Origin of the sequence: Pseudomonas libanensis (genome assembly GCF_001439685.1) — a bacterium.
Classification (GTDB): Bacteria; Pseudomonadota; Gammaproteobacteria; order Pseudomonadales; family Pseudomonadaceae; genus Aquipseudomonas; species Aquipseudomonas libanensis.
This window is the reverse complement of record NZ_JYLH01000011.1, coordinates 96,821-112,193: the sequence shown is the minus strand read 5'-3', so window position 1 is coordinate 112,193 and position 15,373 is coordinate 96,821. Positions and strand designations below refer to the sequence as shown.

Here is a 15,373-nt window from a genome sequence, read left to right as displayed (position 1 = left end):
CCATGCGCCTGTTCCGCTTTCTGAGCCTGTTGTTGGTGGTACTCGCGCCGTCGGCATTTGCCGACAGCCCGTACCAAGTGGAAATGATCCTGGTGCGCCAGAATGCCGAGCCGGTGATCAACAGTCGCGCCGCGCCGGAAAACTGGGATGAAGGTGCACCGCGCCTGGGCGAGCGGCTGAGCCCGCCGCGCCTGGGCAATATCGTCGACAAGCTGCGCGCCGATGCCAACTACACGGTGCTCGCCCACAAGGCCTGGGAACAGAACCTGGGCGAGCAGCCGGTCAAAGTCGCGATCACCGACGGCCAGGAGCAATTCGGCCAGTTCCCCATCGAAGGTGTGTTGAGCCTGCAATTGGGGCGCTTTACCGATATCGACGCGGATTTCTGGATCAACCAGTTCGACAATAACGGCAGCGTGATTGCCAGCGAACACCTGAGCCAGAAAGACGTGCGCACCAAGAACAACCAGCTCAACTACCTGGACGGTGGTCATCTGGCGCTGCTGATCAAGATCACCTCGCTGACCGCCAAGCCCCCCAGCGCTCCACCGCCCGACCTTCAGGACTGATCCAGCACCATGCCCCTGACGTCGTCACTGACTAAACCCCTGGCCCCTTCGTGGGCCAATCGCTTTAAAGAGCAAAGCCTTGAGCGCGGGCGGCGCTACGCCCTGGAAAACCGTGTGCGTATCGTCGAGTCCGGCGACAGCACCATCATCGCCAGCTGCGAAGGCTCGGGTGGCAATGTGTACCGCCAGACCATCTCGCTGCGCGAGTCGGCCAAGGGCATGCTGATCCTGGTGGACAGCCGTTGTACGTGCCCGGTGCATACCAACTGCAAACATATCGCAGCGGTGCTGCTCAAGGTCCAGGAAACCCTGGCCTACCCGGCGGCGGCCCAGGATGCCGAACTGTTGGAGAAGCTCCAGGCCGTACTGGATAACCGCGTGGTGTTGCCACAGGTGGTGATGGACGATGTACAGCCGGTGCCACGCTTGTGGCTGGCCAGTGTGGAGTTCAGCGCGTTCGAGCCGCGCAACGGCAAGATGCAGCGCTATATCCAGCACCGTGCGGCGCTGTCGTTCAACTACCTGGGCAATTATGTCAGCGGGCAAAAGAATGCCGACATTATCGTGCGCCAGGAAACCCAGAGCCTGCGCATCAAACGCCATCCCGAGCTGGAGCAATCCTATCGCGAGCAACTGCGCCTGCTCGGCTTCAAGATCGCCACGCGCCAGAGCAAGGCCCTGCCGGAAAGTGCCGGCGAGCTGTTCGAGATGGTCAACGACAGCGCCTGGCTGAACTTCACCCTCAATGCATCGCCGACCTTGCGTGCCGAGGGCTGGGAGCTGCAGATCGATGAAGATTTCGGTTTTGACCTGAGCCCCGTCGAGGACTGGTATGCCACGGTAGAGGAAGGCCCGGAGCGCGACTGGTTCGATCTGGAACTGGGCATTATCGTCAACGGCGAACGTTTGAGCCTGCTGCCGATCCTGTTGAACCTGATGCGCTCCCACACCGAGATCCTCAACCCGGAGAAAGTGGCGCGGCGCCGTGATGATGAGCTGATCCTGGTGAATATCCCCGGCCTGCCCAACGGCGGCCATGGCCCGCTGCAAGTGGCGCTGCCCTACGGCCGCTTGAAACCGGTGCTGGCCACCCTTGGCGAGTTCTATTTTCAGGAGCCTGGCACGACCGCCCTGCGCCTGGCCAAGGCCGACGCGATTCGCCTCAACCCGCTGGAAGACCTGCCGCTGCAATGGGAAGGCGGCGAAAAGATCCGCAACTTCGCCCAACGCCTGCGTGATATCAAGGACTTCACCTGCGTGGCGCCTGAAGGCCTGAATGCGACCTTGCGCCCCTACCAGCTGGAAGGGCTGAGCTGGATGCAGTCGCTGCGCCAACTGGAGGTGGGTGGGATACTCGCGGATGACATGGGCCTGGGTAAAACCTTGCAGACCCTGGCGCACATCCTCACCGAAAAAATCGCGGGGCGCCTTGATCGGCCGTGCATGGTCGTGATGCCTACCAGCCTGATCCCGAACTGGCTGGATGAAGCCGCGCACTTCACCCCGCAACTAAGGGTGCAGGCTCTGTACGGCGCAGGGCGCAAGAAACACTTCGCCAACCTGAATGACTACGACCTGCTGCTGACCACCTATGCCTTGCTGCCCAAGGACATCGAACAGCTTGCCGCCCTGCCCCTGCACGTGCTGATCCTCGACGAAGCGCAGTACATCAAGAACCCTTCCAGCAAGGCCGCCCAGGCCGCACGCGAGCTGGATGCCCGCCAGCGCCTGTGCTTGAGCGGCACGCCCCTGGAAAACCACCTGGGCGAATTGTGGTCGCTGTTCCATTTCCTGTTGCCGGGATGGTTGGGCGACGTGAAAACCTTCAACCGTGACTACCGCGTGCCCATTGAAAAGCGCGCCAGCGAAGTGCGATTGCAGCACCTCAACGGGCGGATCAAGCCCTTCCTGCTACGCCGCACCAAGGAACAGGTGGCCACGGAATTGCCGCCCAAGACCGAGATCATCCACTGGGTCGACCTCAACGAGGCCCAGCGCGATGTGTACGAAACCATGCGGCTGGCCATGGATAAAAAGGTCCGCGATGAGATCACCCGCAAGGGCGTGGCGCGTAGCCAGATCATCATTCTTGAAGCCCTGCTCAAACTGCGCCAGGTGTGCTGCGACCTGCGCCTGGTCAACGATGCCAGCCTGGCGGTGCGTGGCAGCAGCTCGGGCAAGCTCGACAGCCTGATGGAAATGCTCGACGAGCTGTTTGCCGAGGGCCGGCGGATCCTGCTGTTTTCCCAGTTCACCTCGATGCTGAGCCTGATCGAGATCGAGCTGGAAAAACGCGGAATTGCCTATGCACTGCTGACCGGCCAGACCCGTGACCGGCGTACGCCGGTAAAGGATTTCCAGAGCGGCAAGCTGCAGATCTTTCTAATCAGCTTGAAGGCCGGTGGCGTGGGCCTGAACCTGACCGAAGCCGACACGGTGATTCACTACGATCCCTGGTGGAACCCGGCCACGGAAAACCAGGCCACCGACCGTGCGTATCGCATCGGGCAGGAAAAGCCGGTGTTCGTGTACAAGATGATTGCGCGGGGAACGGTGGAGGAGAAAATCCAGCACCTGCAGAAGGAGAAGTCCGACTTGGCGGCGGGTGTGCTGGATGGGCGTACGACTGGGGATTGGCAGTTGGGTAATGAGGATATTGAGGCGTTGTTTGCGCCATTGCCCAATAAGCAAGAAAAGCGCTGACTGTTGGATCGTCATCGGGGGCAAGCCCCCTCCCATATTTTGATTTGTGAATAGATTCAAGTGTGGGAGCGGGCTTGCTCGCGAAGGGCGCGCCGCGGTGCTTAGCCAGGCAAGGGCGCAAACAGCGCCTCAATATCCCGCTGCTCCAGCGCCCAACCCGCACTGGCGCCACCTTCCAGCACCCCATCGGCCAACGCAGCCTTCTCCAACTGCAACGCCTGAATCTTCTCCTCGACCGTCCCGCGGGCAATCATCTTGTACACAAACACCGGTTTATCCTGGCCAATCCGATAAGCCCGGTCGGTGGCCTGGTTTTCCACCGCTGGGTTCCACCAGGGATCGTAATGAATCACCGTATCGGCCGCCGTCAGGTTCAAGCCCGTACCGCCCGCTTTCAGGCTGATCAGGAACAACGGTGTCTTGCCGTCCTGGAAGTTTTTCACTGGCGTACGTCGGTCAAGGGTGTCTCCCGTCAGGATCGAATACTCAACCCCACGCTGCTTGAGCTCTTCTTCAATCAACGCCAGCATCGAGGTGAATTGCGAGAACAACAAAATCCGCCGCCCCTCGCTGAGTAACTCTTCCAGCATCTCCATCAGGCTGCCCAGCTTGCCAGTGCCGGCCTTGACAGCTTTAGTCACCGGCGCAGATTTGACCAGGCGCAAGTCACAGCACACCTGGCGCAGTTTGAGCAGTGCTTCGAGAATGATGATTTGGCTACGGGCCACGCCATGTCGACTGATTTCATCGCGCACCTTTTTGTCCATCGCCACACGCACCGTTTCGTAGACATCCCGCTGTGCGTCGCTCAGCTCGACCCAGTGGACGATTTCGGACTTGGGCGGTAATTCCGTCGCGACCTGCTCCTTTTTACGTCGCAACAGGAACGGTTTGATACGCGCGCTGAGATGCTGCATACGCTGCGCGTTACCGTGTTTCTCGATGGGCGTGCGGTAATCACGATTAAAGGTTTTGCTATCGCCCAACCAGCCCGGCAACAAGAAATGGAACAGCGACCACAGCTCGCCCAGATGGTTTTCCAGAGGCGTGCCGCTCAAGCATAAACGCTGACCGGCCTCCAACTGACGAGCAGCCTGGGCCGCCTTGCTGTTGGGGTTCTTGATATTTTGCGCTTCGTCGAGAATCAGCACACTCCAGCGCTGAGGCTGCAGGACTTCAAGATCCCGCGGCAACAGTGCATAAGTGGTGAGTACCAGGTCGTAATCGGTCAAGCGCGTGAAGTCAGCCTGACGCTGCGCACCGTGCAGCGCCAGGACTTTGAGCTGTGGCGTGAAGCGTGCAGCCTCGTCCATCCAGTTGGGGATCAAGCTGGTGGGCATTACCGCCAGTGCAGGCGCCTGCAAACGGCCAGACTGCTTTTCGCAGAGCAGATGGGCGAGCGCCTGCAGGGTTTTGCCAAGCCCCATGTCATCACCCAGAATACCGCCGACTTCCAGCTCGCGCAGGGTTTGCATCCAGTTCAGCCCTTCGAGCTGATAGCCGCGTAGTTCCGCGTTCAGGCCCCGAGGAGCCGGCACATGAACGTGAATGGAGTCTTTAAGACGCTTGGCAAAATCACGCAGTCGCTCGCCACCCTGCCAGACCAAGGGTAGTGCATCCAAATTACTGAGCCGTGCCGCATCTGGCGCACTCAGCCGCAGTGCATCGCCTTCAGGTGCACGCAGGTAGAGTTCGCCGAGGGTAGCCATCAGGGGTTTGATACGACCGTAGGGCAGCGCGACTTTGGTCTGAGTACGGGCACCCAAGCTGACCAACACGCGCTCATCATCATCACGCTCGGCCATATAGGCGGCGTCAAGCAGCTTGGGTTGACGACGCATCAAGTCAAGTACGATTGGCAGCAGGCTATAACGCTCGCCGCTGACCTCGATGCCCAACTCGAGGTCGAACCACTCGTGGCCGGGCGACTCTTCGATGTCCGCGTACCAGCCGTCTACAGCCTCCACATCGTAATAAAACCCCGGATGGATGACGACGCCCCACCCTGCTTCACGCAAAACCGACAGCTCGTTTTCAACAAATGCAAGCCAGGCTTCATCATTGGGTAGATCGAACATCTCTCCTGCACCGGCAGGCAGCACACGGGTTTTACGATTGACCGTTTTAAAGCCGATTTTTGTGAGCGTCTTGCGCAGGGCTTTTTCAGCCGCCGGCTTGCGTTGGATGCGCTGGGTTTCGGTGCCGTTGAGAAACAGGATGTCCTCAGCGCCCTTGCCGCTGACCAGGCTGGTGTCGTAACGGAAAGCCAAGGCAGCGCGGTGTTCCAGGATGGGCATTCGTCGATAGTCGGTCTGGCTGTAGACGTAGGATTCATCGCTCCCCAAGGTAAGACACCCATGGGGCTCCAACGTATCCACCACACGCTCGGTCAGCTCGCGCGGCGGAGGAATCACTTTGGACACCGCGCTGATGCGATGACTGAATAACGCGACTTGATCAGCAGGAATCATCGGCAAGGCGCAAAGATGCATGGCCAGATGTTCATCCAGCCCGTGCTCGACCACCCCGATCGCCATGTTATCGATGTCAAGATAATGAAGCGGTTTGAGGGGCAACACTTCGTCCAACTCGCGCCCGTCGCTGATCCAACTGGGAATGTAATTGCCATCGGGCATCACAGCCCAATCGAAACGAGCGGTGCGGGCCGGGCCAGGGTTAAGCGCCAGTCTTGGGCCCACCTCAAGAAACAGGCGCTGGGTTTTCAACGCCAATTGGAGAATTTCGGCCCCTGGCTCGCCGGCCAGCTGATAACTGGTGCTATAGGAGCCATAAGACCGGCTCAACAACAGCAATCGGCAAATGCGTGTATCCAGCTCATGCATATAGGCTGGAGCACGCCGCAATGTCTCATCGATCGAATACAGCGGCTTGATATCACTGTAGTCACCCTTTTTCGTCACGCGCGCCCGATAGACCTCTAAGGACCACCGCATTGAATAGGAATCGGGGGCGAGTTGATACAGCAAACAGGTACCGGTGTTCTTGTGTTGTGCCTCATCCGCAGGGGTGGGCTTGGGGATACTCTCAAGCCAGTTTTCGAGCTGCGGGCTCAGACGGTCAGCCACCTGTTTTTTCGATTCGTTCAGCTCGTCATACAGCGCTGTCAACGTAAACAAGGTTGCAGCGGCGTGCTTGCAATTGATCGCCACCGGGCAGGAACACACACACCTGAGGCCCGTCCAACGGGATGCTGCACCCTCCAGGGTAATCACCAGGCTATAGACATTACGGCCAGACCCCTTGCACTGTGCAATCAGCCTGTCATGTCCGAATTCTTTTATTTCAAGGCGATTTTCGCCAGCATACTCAAACCCACGCTCCAGCGAACGAGGGTCAAAGTATTCCTGCCAATCCAACTCAACGATACGTGCAATCAGATCATTCATATGGAGCCGAACTCTACAGCGGTCAGCAACGAGTTTTAAAGCAGGGCGACTCCTACAAGGTAGTAAGAGACAGCCACAGCCACATTCAGACGCTTCCTACGCCAAACCTCTTAACAGCACAGGCGGCGTCTATTCAATCAGCTGAGCGTCCCGCAACGCTGTGAGGGCCGCCAACCAGCGCGGATCCTGTTTGTAATCAGTCGACGCAACCGCCTGCCCACGCATACGCGCAATCCGCGCCGACGGTGTGACCTTCATCCGCTGCGCTGCACTCAGCGCCAGCTCGGCAGCCGCACGGTCATTGCACACCAAGCCCATGTCACAGCCGGCGGTCAGTGCCGCTTCGATACGACTGGCCGCATCGCCGACCACATGGGCGCCGGCCATGGACAGGTCATCACTGAAGATCACCCCATCAAACTGCAACTCACCGCGCAGGATGTCCTGCAACCAGCGGCGTGAGAAGCCAGCAGGCTGGCTGTCGACCTGCGGGTAGATAACGTGCGCCGGCATCACGGCGGCCAATTGCTTGCTCAAGCGTGCGAAAGGCACCAGATCATTGGCGCGAATTTGTTCCAGGCTGCGCTCGTCATTGGGAATCGCGACGTGGGAATCGGCCTCGGCCCAACCATGGCCGGGGAAGTGCTTGCCGGTGGCGGCCATACCGGCGCTGTTCATGCCACGGATGAAGGCGCCAGCGAGCACGGCGGCACGCTCGGGGTCACCTTCGAATGCACGGGTGCCGACCACGGCGCTGCGCTGGTAATCCAGGTCCAGCACTGGGGCGAAACTCAGGTCAAGGCCCACGGCCAGTACTTCGGTGGCCATGACCCAGCCACACTGCTCGGCCAGGTATTCAGCGTTGGGGTTATCGGCCAAGGCGCGCATGGCCGGCAGGCGCACGAAGCCTTGGCGCAGGCGCTGTACTCGGCCACCTTCCTGGTCGACCGCCAGCAGCAGGTCCGGGCGCACTGCGCGAATCGCCGCGCTCAACTCGCGCACCTGGCGCGGGTGCTCGATATTGCGCGCAAAAATGATCAGGCCGCCCACTTCCGGCTGGCGCAACAGATGGCGATCCTCGGCCGTCAGCCAGGTACCGGCCACGTCGACCATCAAAGAACCTTGCAGGGCAGCAGTCATAAACCTTCCTTAAATAACGCACACAACCCATCGCCCTTACCAGACAAGGCAAGCACGGCGGGTTGCGAATAGATAGCTGAAATCGGCATGGCGGCTAGCTTAGCGGATGCAAGCGGCCGCGCACACCCGGGGCCGGTCAAACCTTGGCGGCGGTTGGCACGGTTTTGCTGCGCGGGCGCAGCTGCGCAGAGGCCATGGCCGGGTCGGTGACGCCGGTTTCGGCGCGCATGCCGGCCGCGAGAAACGGCACCATCAGGCGCATCACCTGCTCAATGGATGTGTTCACCCCGAAATCGGTCTCGGCAATCGCCCGCAAAGCCTTGATACCGGACATGCTGAAGGCTGCAGCGCCGAGCATGAAATGCACGCGCCAGAACAGCTCGATAGGCGGAATACGCGGAGCAGCTTCGTTGACCAGCAGCATATAGCGGCGGAACACCTTGCCGTACATGTCTTCCAGGTAACGCCGCAGGTGGCCCTGGCTCTGGCTGAACGCCAGGCCCAGCAAACGCATGAAGATCGACAGGTCGTTGCCGCTGCGTGGCTGCACGACCAACGCTTGCTCAACGAGGATTTCCAGCAGGTCTTCCAGGCTCGGCTTGTGATCGGCCTTGGCCTGGCGGCGCTCCAGCTCACGATCAAGACTGGCGCAGAATGGCCCCAGGAAGCGTGAGAAAACCGCCTGTATCAGGGCTTTTTTTGAGCCGAAATGGTAGTTCACGGCGGCAAGGTTGACCCCCGCCTTGCTGGTGATCAGCCGCAGCGAGGTTTCAGCAAATCCTTTTTCCGCGAACAGCTGCTCGGCAGCATCGAGAATGCGTTCAACGGTTTCCGACTGGGCCATGGCTACTCCGCCTGACAAACACTTGTTTGAAACATACGTTTCAGAGTATGTCTTGTCAAGCCTGCGGGTTCGTTTTCCGGCCGGGCAGTCATCACTTGCATGGCTATTTAATCACATCCTTCACGCTCTGTAGGCAGCACTATTCCTGGGCTGTAGGAAGGAGGACGCATGACCGTCCAGCGGAGTCGATGAAAAGGATGATTGCCAAGCGCAGTCTACTGTATATAATCCCAGTCACTGTATAAAAAGACAGAGCGATCAACATGCTAAAACTGACGCCACGCCAAGCTGAGATTCTGGCTTTTATCAAGCGCTGCCTTGATGACAATGGTTACCCGCCGACCCGCGCGGAGATTGCCCTGGAATTGGGATTCAAGTCCCCGAACGCCGCAGAGGAGCACCTCAAGGCTCTCGCCCGCAAAGGCGCGATCGAGATGACCCCGGGTGCCTCGCGAGGTATTCGAATCCCTGGCTTCGAAGCCAAGGCCGACGAATCGACATTGCCGATCATAGGTCGCGTCGCCGCCGGTGCGCCGATCCTGGCGCAGCAGCACGTCGAGGAATCCTGCAACATCAACCCGACGTTCTTCCATCCTCGCGCCGACTACCTGTTGCGCGTGCACGGCATGAGCATGAAGGACGTGGGCATTTTCGATGGCGACCTGCTGGCCGTCCACACCACCCGCGAAGCCCGCAATGGCCAGATCGTCGTGGCCCGTATCGGCGATGAGGTCACCGTCAAACGCTTCAAGCGTGAAGGCAGCAAGGTCTGGCTACTGGCCGAGAACCCTGAGTTTGCTCCGATCGAAGTCAACCTGAAAGACCAGGACCTGGTGATCGAAGGCTTGAGTGTCGGCGTCATTCGCCGCTAAAGGAGGCATCATGCAGCTCGTGCACACCCCACAACACACCCAACTGTCGCTGTTCGAGGCCTTCATGGCCCAACCCCTTGCGCCCATCCTCAAGGAAACGGTCGAGGCCCCCTGGGGCGGCGAACCTGAGGCGTTCAGTGAATTGTCGTTGCGCGGTGCGGCTGGGAGCTGCCTGAGCCTGCTGGCTCCCATCTTGCGCGAATTGAGCGAAGACAAGGACGCACGCTGGCTGACGCTGATCGCCCCGCCCGCCAGCCTGACCCAGGCTTGGCTGCGGGAGGCCGGCCTCAACCGCGAGCGCATCCTGTTGCTGCAACCACGCGGAACGCAGAGCGCCCAACAGCTGACCTGCGAAGCCTTGCGCCTGGGTCGTAGTCATACGGTGGTGAGTTGGTTGAATCCGCTGAATGCCAGCGCCAAGCAACAGCTGATCAGTGCCGCACGCACGGGTGATGCACAGAGCTTGAATATTCGCTTGGGATAGAAAGGCTTGTCGTGGTGAGCTTGTTACCTGGGCTCAGTGAAGAACCCGCGGGCCGTCGTCTTTCTCAGGCTCGCCTTCCGCCAGGCGACCAGCCATCTGCACGCCTACGCTCAACATGGCCTTAGCCACTTCCACATGCTGACCCTGCAGGAACACTTTGGCATCTTCGGAGAAATCCAGAATGACCAGAGAACCTTCGTCCTCAGCTCGGCGCAGTTCAATTCGGCCATCAGGCAGTTCAACAATTTCCAGAAAGGACGTTGGCATAAAAGTCTGTTCTCCACGAAAGGCCGGGATTATATCAGTCATCCACCCAGCCTCGCAGGGTAACTGGGCAGGTTTCTTTACCGCGTGATGAATGGTGCCAGGCAAGTGCCCACTTTCAGCACTCGTTCAATCCTTCACGAAAACGCAGCGCCATCTTTTTCAGCTCCTGGCGCCAGCTTTCCAACTCTTCGCGACTCAGGGGCTTAGGCTCATCCTGTTCCAACGCCACGGCGACGATCAGCGGCCTGGTGACATCGCCCTTGGGCACATGGGGAATACGCGGCGGCTGAAACATATCCGCATGCGCCTTGAGCAGCCGCGCCACCCAACTGTCAGGGCTCTGGGCCATTTCCACCAACTCGGCCAACTCAGGGATGGCCATGGAATCCAGCACTTCACGATTCACGATCATTTCCGCACGGGGCGAACCGGCCTGGGGCAAGCGATAGAACCCGGCGATTTCATGGCACAGCCCCAGCAAGGCGCCATACAGATGGAACAAGGCCGCCTCGCGCCCCGCCTGGACCAGCGCGATGGCGTTCATCTCCTTCCCTTCCTCGGCACGGCCAAGGGCCTCCAGGGACAAACCCGCGAAGTAAATTTTCTGATTGGTACGGGTATAGAGTTCGTTGGCCATGACGGCAATCTCCACAACGAATAGGCGTGATGCTGGCTGAACAGTGTCACGGAACGGCCGCACGTGCTGCAAGTGCAAATGTGGGAGGGGGCTTGCCCCCGATAGCGGTGCATCAGTCATACACATGTCGACTCATACACCTATATCGGGGGCAAGCCCCCTCCCACATTTGGATCTTCAGCACATGCGATGGATCAAGCGCCCTGGCGCTTGTCCTCGACCTTCCACTTGCCACCGTCGTAGAACGCTTTCCAGCCGGTAGGCTTGCCGTCCACTTCGGTCTGCACGTACTGCTCCTTGGTCTTGCGGCTGTAGCGGATCACGGCTGGACGACCATCCGGGTCCTTCTTCGGCGCTTCACACAGGAAGTGATACTTGGGATCGATCTCGTCCTTGTGCGGCACGATCTCCATCACCAGTGGCGCACGGGTCTCGCGGTTTTTCGGGAACTGGCTCGCAGCCAGGAACAGCCCCGACGCACCGTCACGCAGGATGTAGGTGTCGTTGACCTTCTCGCACTTGAGCTCGGGCATTTTCACCGGGTCCATCTTCGGCGGCGCCGCGTCACCGCTTTTCAGCAGTTTGCGGGTGTTTTTGCACGTGGGGTTGGTGCAGCCGAAGAACTTGCCGAAACGACCGGTCTTGAGCTGCATCTCGCTGCCGCACTTGTCGCATTCCAGGCTCGGGCCTTCGTAGCCCTTGATGCGGTAGGTGCCCTCTTCAATCTCGTAGCCATTGCAATCAGGGTTGTTACCGCAGATGTGCAGCTTGTGCTTCTCGTCCAGCAGGTAGGCGTCCATCGCCGTGCTGCAGATCGGGCAGCGGTGCTTGCCACGCAATACCAGCGACTCGGATTCGCCCTCGTCATCGGCCGCGATCTCATCACCCGGCACCAGGTTGACGGTCGCCTTGCAGCGCTCTTTCGGCGGCAGGCTGTAACCCGAGCAACCGAGGAACACGCCGGTTGACGCAGTACGAATCTGCATCGGACGACCACAGGTCAGGCACGGGATGTCGGTCATCACCGGCTGGTTGGCACGCATGCCGCTCTCAGGGCTTTCAGCCACTTCAAGCTTTTTCTTGAAGTCGCCGTAGAACTCGTCGAGCACGTTTTTCCAGTCGCGCTCGCCCTGGGCCACGTCATCGAGATTCTCTTCCATACCGGCGGTGAAGCCGTAGTCCATCAGGTTGGAGAAGCTCTCGGACAGGCGCTCGGTAACGATGTCGCCCATCTTTTCCGAATAGAAACGACGGTTGTGCAACGCGACGTAGCCGCGGTCTTGAATGGTGGAGATGATCGCCGCATAGGTCGACGGGCGACCGATACCGCGTTTTTCCATCTCCTTCACCAGGCTGGCTTCCGAATAGCGCGCCGGCGGCTTGGTGAAGTGCTGGGACGGGTCGAGCTTGATCAGCTTCAACGTATCGCCTTGGGCCATGTCCGGCAGCACATCGTCATCGCCTGGCTTGGCGATTTGCGGCATGACGCGGGTGTAGCCGTCGAACTTGAGGATACGGCCCTTGGCACGCAGCTCGAAGTCGCCAGCGCCCACACTGACAGTGGTAGACAGGTATTGCGCCGGCAGCATCTGGCAGGCCAGGAACTGGCGCCAGATCAGCTCGTAGAGGCGCTCAGCGTCGCGCTCCATGCCGCTCAGCTTGGAGGGCTCGGTGTTGGCATCGGAAGGACGAATCGCTTCGTGAGCCTCCTGGGCGCCCTCTTTGCTGCTGTAGACGTTCGGCTTCTCCGGCAGGTACTTCTTGCCGAATTCGCTTTCGATATAGGTACGCGCCATCGCCACTGCGTCTTGCGACAGGTTGGTGGAGTCGGTACGCATATAAGTGATGTAGCCGGCTTCGTACAGACGCTGGGCCATCATCATGGTCTTCTTCACCCCGAAGCCAAGGCGGTTGCTCGCAGCCTGTTGCAGGGTGGAGGTGATGAACGGCGCCGACGGCTTGCTGCTGGTCGGTTTGTCTTCGCGCTTGACGATGCTGTAGCTGGAAGCCTTGAGCTTTTCCAGCGCAGCCATGGCCTGGGCTTCGTTCAGCGGCTTGAAGGCCTCGCCTTTCTCACGGGTCACTTCGAAGCGCACGCTGGCGCCCTTGGCGGTGCCGAGATCGGCGTGGACTTCCCAGTATTCTTCGGGGTTGAACGCACGGATTTCGCGTTCACGCTCTACCACCAGCTTGACCGCTACCGATTGCACACGGCCGGCGGACAAACCACGGGCGATCTTCGCCCATAGCAGTGGCGAGACCATGTAGCCCACCACGCGATCGAGGAAACGACGGGCCTGCTGGGCGTTGACGCGGTCGATGTCCAGCTCCCCCGGCTTGGAGAAGGCTTCCTGGATGGCTTTCTTGGTGATTTCGTTGAACACCACGCGCTTGTAGCGGCTGTCATCACCGCCGATGGCTTCGCGCAGGTGCCAGGCAATGGCTTCCCCTTCGCGGTCCAAGTCCGTCGCGAGATAGATGGTGTCGGCATCCTTGGCGAGCCGGCGCAGCTCTTCGATGACCTTTTCCTTGCCCGGAAGGATTTCGTACTTGGCCTTCCAGCCATGGTCCGGATCCACACCCATGCGCGAGACCAGCTGCTTGCGCGCTTTCTCTTTAGGGCTGAGCACCGGACCTTCGCCCGCGGCCGCCTTGCCGCGCTTGGCGGCAGGCTCCTTGCTGGCGCTAGCCGAACCGCTGGTGGGCAGGTCTCGGATATGGCCGATACTCGACTTCACCACGTACTCGTTGCCCAAGTACTTGTTGATGGTCTTGGCCTTAGCCGGGGATTCCACAATGACCAGCGATTTGCCCATGGATCGGAAAGTTCCTGAATTCGAGAAGTGAAAGGCAGTTGGCGCCTGACGCGGCAACGCTATATATAGTGGCGACAAGGTGAGGTCAAGCGCAGCATTCTGCGCGACCTGCCGTTATTGCCCTTTAAAAAGACTGGGTTCGGCCTGGACCAAAGCAAAGCGCGGGACCTGCTCGCCGTCAACTTCGACGGTCTGAAGGAACATGCTCAAGGGGCGTACCCAAAAGCCGTATTCGCCATACAGTGCTTGGTAGAACACCACTTCTTCTTCGGTTTCGGAGTGGCGTGCCACGCTGAAAACACGGTACTGCGGCCCCTTATAATGCTGGTAGAGCCCTGGTTCGACTTTCATGCTCTGGCCCCTTACAAAATTTGTTGAAAAAAAATATTAAAAAGTTTCAAAAAACAAAAACCGGGGCACTGGGCCCCGGCTTCCGTCAACGAAACGCTTAGACGCGTTCGAAAACGGTGGAAATGCCTTGGCCGAGACCAATGCACATGGTTGCAACCCCAAGGTTGCCGCCATTTTGCTTCATCACATTAAGCAAAGTGCCGGAGATACGGGCACCGGAGCAACCGAATGGGTGACCCAGGGCGATCGCACCGCCGTGCAGGTTAACCTTCTCGTTCATCTTGTCGAGCACTTTCAAATCTTTCAGCACTGGCAGGGCCTGTGCGGCGAAAGCTTCGTTGAGCTCGAAGAAGTCGATGTCGTTGATGGTCAGGCCTGCGCGCTTCAAGGCTTTTTGTGTCGCCGGTACTGGACCATAGCCCATGATTGCCGGGTCCACACCCGCCACTGCCATCGAACGGATCACGGCCAGCGGCTGGATACCCAGGTCCTGGGCACGCTGCGCCGACATCACGATCATGCACGAGGCACCGTCGGTGATTTGCGACGACGTACCGGCGGTCACGGTGCCGCCCTTTGGGTTGAAGGCCGGCTTGAGGGCCGCCAGGCTTTCCAGGGTGGTGTCCGGACGAATGGTTTCGTCGTAGTCGAACAGTTTCAGGAAGCCGTTCTCGTCGTAGCCGTTCATCGGGATGATTTCATCCTTGAACTTGCCTTCCACGGTCGCCTTGTGGGCGAGCTGGTGGGAACGCACGCCGAACGCGTCCTGGGCCTCACGGGTGATACCGTGCATTTTGCCGAGCATTTCTGCGGTCAGACCCATCATGCCCGAAGCTTTCGCCGCATACAGCGACATGTGCGGGTTAGGATCGACACCGTGCATCATGCTGACGTGGCCCATGTGTTCCACGCCACCGACCACGAATACATCGCCGTTGCCGGTCATGATCGCCTGGGCAGCAGTGTGCAGCGCGCTCATCGACGAGCCACACAGGCGGCTCACGGTCTGGCCGGCCGCAGTGTGCGGGATCTGAGTCATCAGCGACGCCATGCGTGCGATGTTCCAGCCCTGCTCCAGGGTCTGGTTGACGCAGCCCCAGATCACGTCTTCGACTTCGTTCGGATCAACCTTGACGTTGCGTTCCAGCAGCTTGCTGATCAGGTGCGCCGACATGTCTTCGGCACGGGTGTTGCGGTGCATGCCGCCCTTGGAGCGGCCCATCGGAGTACGACCGAAGTCGACGATCACGACGTCTCTTGGATTCAAGCTCATAAATATTCTC

General features: G+C 59.6%; 12 protein-coding genes. 4 read left to right on the top strand and 8 right to left on the bottom strand.

Translation table 11 applies throughout. From position 1 onward, the window contains the following. Window positions 1-2: 2 nt before the first annotated feature. The gene (locus TU73_RS17925; protein ID WP_057013338.1) at window positions 3-569 is read left to right on the top strand and encodes a CsiV family protein; all 567 of its coding nucleotides are present in this window, start codon (window positions 3-5) and stop codon (window positions 567-569) included. Between the two features lie 9 nt (window positions 570-578). Beyond that, window positions 579-3,272, top strand: a complete 2,694-nt coding sequence (locus tag TU73_RS17920) for a DEAD/DEAH box helicase (RefSeq protein WP_057013337.1) — start codon at window positions 579-581, stop codon at window positions 3,270-3,272. A gap of 101 nt (window positions 3,273-3,373) precedes the next feature. Here the strand turns inward: TU73_RS17920 and TU73_RS17915 are convergent, their stop codons facing one another. From TU73_RS17915 to TU73_RS17905, 3 genes are all read right to left on the bottom strand, one after another. Beyond that, window positions 3,374-6,679: a DEAD/DEAH box helicase gene (locus tag TU73_RS17915; RefSeq protein ID WP_057013336.1), complete on the bottom strand. Its 3,306-nt coding sequence runs from the start codon at window positions 6,677-6,679 to the stop codon at window positions 3,374-3,376. 129 nt (window positions 6,680-6,808) lie between these two features. Then, window positions 6,809-7,819 carry a beta-N-acetylhexosaminidase gene (nagZ, locus tag TU73_RS17910; protein WP_057013335.1) on the bottom strand — a complete coding sequence of 337 codons (1,011 nt, stop codon included), beginning with the start codon at window positions 7,817-7,819 and terminating at the stop codon, window positions 6,809-6,811. A 136-nt stretch (window positions 7,820-7,955) separates the two neighbouring features. Continuing rightward, window positions 7,956-8,663, bottom strand: a complete 708-nt coding sequence (locus TU73_RS17905) for a TetR/AcrR family transcriptional regulator (RefSeq protein ID WP_043047496.1) — start codon at window positions 8,661-8,663, stop codon at window positions 7,956-7,958. Window positions 8,664-8,926: 263 nt separating this feature from the next. On the opposite strand from TU73_RS17905, the gene lexA reads away from it, so the two are divergent. Next, window positions 8,927-9,535: a transcriptional repressor LexA gene (gene lexA, locus TU73_RS17900; RefSeq protein ID WP_003172575.1), complete on the top strand. Its 609-nt coding sequence runs from the start codon at window positions 8,927-8,929 to the stop codon at window positions 9,533-9,535. 10 nt (window positions 9,536-9,545) lie between these two features. Beyond that, window positions 9,546-10,019 carry an SOS-induced cell division inhibitor SulA gene (gene sulA / locus TU73_RS17895; RefSeq protein WP_057013334.1) on the top strand — a complete coding sequence of 158 codons (474 nt, stop codon included), beginning with the start codon at window positions 9,546-9,548 and terminating at the stop codon, window positions 10,017-10,019. A 33-nt stretch (window positions 10,020-10,052) separates the two neighbouring features. Here the strand turns inward: sulA and TU73_RS17890 are convergent, their stop codons facing one another. The 5 genes from TU73_RS17890 to fadA all read right to left on the bottom strand — a co-directional run bounded on the left by TU73_RS17890 (window position 10,053) and on the right by fadA (window position 15,363). After that, on the bottom strand, window positions 10,053-10,286 hold the full coding sequence (locus TU73_RS17890) for a hypothetical protein (protein ID WP_005786160.1): 234 nt from the start codon (window positions 10,284-10,286) through the stop codon (window positions 10,053-10,055). Window positions 10,287-10,401: 115 nt separating this feature from the next. Further along, on the bottom strand, window positions 10,402-10,923 hold the full coding sequence (locus TU73_RS17885) for a DUF6586 family protein (protein ID WP_057013333.1): 522 nt from the start codon (window positions 10,921-10,923) through the stop codon (window positions 10,402-10,404). 194 nt (window positions 10,924-11,117) lie between these two features. Continuing rightward, entirely contained in the window at window positions 11,118-13,739 is a 2,622-nt protein-coding gene (topA, locus tag TU73_RS17880; protein ID WP_057013332.1) for a type I DNA topoisomerase, read from the bottom strand. Window positions 13,740-13,853: 114 nt separating this feature from the next. Then, entirely contained in the window at window positions 13,854-14,090 is a 237-nt protein-coding gene (locus tag TU73_RS17875; RefSeq protein WP_046071494.1) for a DUF1653 domain-containing protein, read from the bottom strand. A 97-nt stretch (window positions 14,091-14,187) separates the two neighbouring features. Continuing rightward, the gene (gene fadA, locus TU73_RS17870) at window positions 14,188-15,363 is read right to left on the bottom strand and encodes an acetyl-CoA C-acyltransferase FadA (protein WP_043047500.1); all 1,176 of its coding nucleotides are present in this window, start codon (window positions 15,361-15,363) and stop codon (window positions 14,188-14,190) included. Between the last annotated feature and the right edge of the window lie 10 nt (window positions 15,364-15,373).